Origin of the sequence: Streptomyces graminilatus (assembly GCF_001418565.1) — a bacterium.
In the GTDB taxonomy this organism is placed as follows: Bacteria; Actinomycetota; Actinomycetes; order Streptomycetales; family Streptomycetaceae; genus Streptomyces; species Streptomyces graminilatus.
The window spans coordinates 1-3,780 of record NZ_LIQQ01000487.1 but is presented as its reverse complement, the minus strand read 5'-3'; the positions used below and the strand labels follow the sequence as shown (position 1 = coordinate 3,780).

At 73.1% G+C, this 3,780-nt stretch carries 2 protein-coding genes; both read left to right on the top strand.

Annotated features, from left to right (window positions below):
• Positions 1 to 192: 192 nt before the first annotated feature.
• The gene (locus AOK08_RS33625) at positions 193 to 2,586 is read left to right on the top strand and encodes a SpoIIE family protein phosphatase (protein ID WP_055533047.1); all 2,394 of its coding nucleotides are present in this window, start codon (positions 193 to 195) and stop codon (positions 2,584 to 2,586) included.
• Positions 2,587 to 2,757: 171 nt separating this feature from the next.
• Positions 2,758 to 3,780: SLC13 family permease (locus tag AOK08_RS33620; protein WP_079054428.1), on the top strand; the 1,023-nt coding region annotated here is incomplete at its 3' end.

Below are 3,780 nucleotides of genomic sequence, written 5' to 3'. Positions count from 1 at the left end.
TCCCGTACCTCGGGGGCGGAGCCCCCGAGGTACGGGACGGGTAGGGGCGGCGGGGGCGAGAAAGGGCTTGCGCTGGACGAGCCGCGACGGCCTGGGACAGGGGTGTTCCCGACCGCTCGGGGACAGAACGCACTAGTGTGGACCACCGGTGACATCCCTTGCTCACGGTGAGTTCGCGATGGAGTGGCGACGATGAGTCCGGTATACCCGTTCGACGATGCCGCCACGGCGCGGGCAGTCGTCGATGCGCGGGGCGCGCTGACCGGCTGGAACGAGGGCGCCCGGCAGCTGCTGGGCTGGTCGGCGACCGAGGTGCTGGGCCGTCCCGCCACTTCCCTGCTGGCAGTCGACGACACCGACGGTCAGGACATGCCCGGGCGCCCGGCGGGGGAGATCTGGAACGGCACCCTCGCCCTGCGTCACCGCGACGGCCGGACGGTGTCCTCCTGGCTCCTCGCCCACTACCGTCCGGCCCCGGACGGCGGCCTGGGCGACTGGCTCCTCGTCACCCCCCTGGAGAACGGTTCCCGGCCCCCGGGGGACGCGCTGATGCGGGCGGCGCTGACCCAGGCGCCCTGTGCGACGGCCGTCTACGACGACCGGCTGCGGCTGCACGGCGTCAATGACGCCATGACCGCCGTCATCGGCCTGCCGCTGGAGCGCATCCGGGGGCTCAGACTCTCCGAGATAGGCGGCCGGGAGCACAGCGCGGAGCTGGAGCGGCACATGGTCGACGTACTGACCAGCGGCCGGGCCAAGGACGTCCAGACCTATCTGCGCACCGGCGGCGAGGAGCACGCGCACGCCTGGCTGGCCCGGCTGGCACCGCTGACGGACGCCGAGGGGCAGGTGCGGGGGGTCTGTCTCGCGGCCCACGACTTCACCGAGCAGTACCTCGCGCGGGAGCGGCTCCAGTTGGTCAACGAGGCGAGTGTGCGCATCGGCACCACCCTCGACGTCACCCGGACGGCCCAGGAGCTGGCGGACGTCTGCGTCCCGGCGCTCGCCGACTTCGTCAGCGTCGATCTGCTGGACCCGCCGGAGCACGACGGCGACCACCGTCCGGCCGAGCTGACGCTGCCCCTCAGTCTGCGCCGGGCCGCCCACCGGTCGATCATTCCGGGCAGCCCCGAAGCCGTGACCAAGCCGGGACAGCTCGACCAGTACCCCGCCTCCTCACCCCAGGCCGACTCCCTCCTCGCGGGCCGCACCATCGTGGCCACCGTGCCCTCGGGAGACTTCGAGCAGTGGCTGGCCTGGGACAAGGCCCGCTCCAGCCGGGTCAAGGAATTCGGCATCCACTCCACGATGTCCGTGCCGGTCACGGCGCGCGGTACGACGCTCGGCGTCGCCGTCCTGAGCCGGTACCGGCGGCCCGACCCGTTCACGGCCGACGACGCGCTGCTCGCCGAGGAGGTGACCGCCCGGGCCGCCGTCTGCATCGACAACGCCCGCCGGTTCTCCCGCGAACGCGAGACCGCGCTCGCCCTGCAACGCAGTCTCCTCCCCCGGACCCTGCCGCGCACGGCCGCCCTGGAAGCCGCGTCGCGCTATCTCCCGGCGGCCCGGGCCGGGGTGGGCGGCGACTGGTTCGACGTGATCCCGCTGTCCGGGATGCGGGTCGCGATGGTCGTCGGGGACGTGGTCGGCCACGGCATCCAGGCGTCCGCCACCATGGGCCGGCTGCGCACCGCCGTACGCACCCTCGCCGACATCGACCTCGCCCCGGACGAGCTGCTCACCCACCTCGACGATCTCGTCGTACGGCTGTCCGCCGAGGCCGGCACCGAGGGCGGCCCGGGCGAGGTCGGGGCGACCTGTCTGTACGCGGTGTACGACCCGGTGTCGCGGCGCTGCACCCTGGCCCGCGCCGGGCATCCACCGCCCGTCATGCTCACGCCGGGTGGCACGCCCCGGCAGGTGCGGCTGCCCGCGGGTCCGCCGCTGGGTCTGGGCGGGCTGCCGTTCGAGTCCACGGAGCTGGAACTGCCCGAGGGCACGGTCCTCGCCCTCTACACCGACGGGCTGATCGAAAGCCGCGAGCGGGACATCGACGCCGGTCACCGAATGCTGTGCGACGCGCTGGCGGCGTACGCGGACTCGCTCGACGAGACGTGCGACCGCGTCCTGCACACCCTGCTCCCGCCGGGCGGCGCGGCGGACGACGTGGCGCTGCTGCTGGCCCGTACCCAGGGCCTGCCCGCCTCCCATGTCACGACGTGGGACATCCCGGCCGACCCGGCGCTCGTCGCGCCGATCCGCAAGCAGGTCGGCGAGCAGCTCGACGTATGGGACCTGAGCGCGGCCACGTTCACCACCGAGCTGGTGGTGAGCGAACTGGTCACCAACGCCATCCGGTACGGCTCGCACCCCATCCGGCTGCGGCTCATCCATGACGCGGCCACCCTGATCTGCGAGGTCTCCGACACCAGCCACACCGCCCCGCACCTGCGGCGCGCCAGGACCTTCGACGAGGGCGGGCGCGGTCTGCTGCTGGTCGCCCAGCTCACCGAGCGGTGGGGCAGCCGTCACACATCCGACGGGAAGACCATCTGGGCGGAGCTGTCCCTCACCGACGAGATGTGAGTCCGTCCCCGGTTTTCGGGCCCCGGTGTTCGGGCCCCGGTGTTCGGGCCCCGGTGTTCGAGTCGGCCGGTCTTCCGTCCCGGTGAGGGTGGCTGACCCGGTCGAGGGGCCGGCGAGCGGGGGCTGGTTTCATGGAGGGGTGCCGACATCCCTGTCCCGGAGGACCGAACCCTGAACTCCCTGTCCGCCGAGACCCTGTCCGTCGTGCTCCTCGTCGCCGTACTGGCCTGCGCCGTCGTCCGCCCGTTCGGGCTGCCGGAGGCGGTCGTGGCGGTGCCCGCCGCCGGGCTCGTGGTGCTCACCGGGGCGATCTCGCCGGCCCATGCCTGGGAGGAGGCCGAGCGGCTCGGGCCGGTGGTCGGCTTTCTCGCGGCGGTGCTGGTGCTGGCCCACTTCTGCGATGTCGAGGGGCTCTTCCGGGCCTGCGGGGCGTGGATGGCCCGGTGGTCGAAGCACCGGCCCGGCCGGCTGCTCACCTCGGTCTTCGTGCTCGCCTCGGCGATCACGGCGGTACTGAGCCTGGACGCGACCATCGTGCTGCTCACGCCGGTGGTGTTCGCCACGGCCGTACGGACAGGGGTGCGTCCCAAGCCGCACTCCTACGCCTGCGCACATCTGTCGAACACGGCGTCGCTGCTGCTGCCGGTCTCCAACCTCACCAACCTGCTGGCGTTCAGCGCGAGCGGCCTGAGCTTCACCCGGTTCGCCGCGCTGATGACGCTGCCCTGGCTGGTCGCGATCGGCGCCGAGTACCTGGTGTTCCGGCGCTTCTTCGCGGCCGACCTGGCGGCACCGGCTCTGATCGCTCCGCCCGGAACCACGGATACGGATACGGATACGGATACTGACGCGGATACGGCCGACGTGCCCGCGCTTCCCCTGTTCGCCCTGGTCACCGTGGCCTGCACGCTGGCCGGGTTCGTGGTGGCCTCGGCGCTGGGCATCGATCCCGCGTGGGCCGCGCTGGCGGGGGCGCTCGTACTGTCGGGACGCGCGCTGCTGCGGCGCCAGGCCACCCCGCTGTCCGTGCTGCGGGCCACGGCGCCCGGATTCCTGGCGTTCGTGCTGGCGCTGGGCGTGGTCGTCCGCGCGGTGGTGGACAACGGGCTCGCGGACGCGCTCGGCCGGGTGCTGCCCGACGGGACCGGGCTGCTCGCGCTGCTCGGCATCGCCGCGCTGGCCGCCGTACTCGCC

Excerpts from the sequence above, each read along its gene's own strand:
- AOK08_RS33625 (WP_055533047.1), top strand. The coding sequence starts at position 193 with ATGAGTCCGGTATACCCGTTCGACGATGCCGCCACGGCGCGGGCAGTC.